At 34.9% G+C, this 238-nt stretch carries 1 protein-coding gene; it reads right to left on the bottom strand.

All coding sequences use genetic code 11. From position 1 onward, the window contains the following. The coding region (locus FPQ13_RS13340; RefSeq protein WP_246065552.1) for an SH3 domain-containing protein at window positions 1–238 on the bottom strand (238 nt) is incomplete at both ends.

The following is a 238-nucleotide window of genomic DNA, read 5'->3' as shown; positions in this document are numbered from 1 at the left end:
ACCTGCCTTGTCTACCTCTCCTGTCGCTATATAACGACGTTGTCCACTATTAGCAATATAAGTAATCCATCTATAACCATTAATACAATATGCACCGTCATACGTAATTGTTGTGTTGTTGGGTAATACCCCTGTAATTCTTGAATTAGTTGAATAACCGTCTCTTACATTATTACCTTTAACATTAGCTACTGTGTAATTGCCTTGTTCTTTTTTATAAGGGACATTATTCTTATCG

The organism is Allobacillus salarius, assembly GCF_007559425.1.
Classification (GTDB): Bacteria; Bacillota; Bacilli; order Bacillales; family Alkalibacillaceae; genus Allobacillus; species Allobacillus salarius.
Note: the sequence above shows the minus strand (reverse complement) of the source record. Positions and strands in the feature narration are given on the sequence as shown.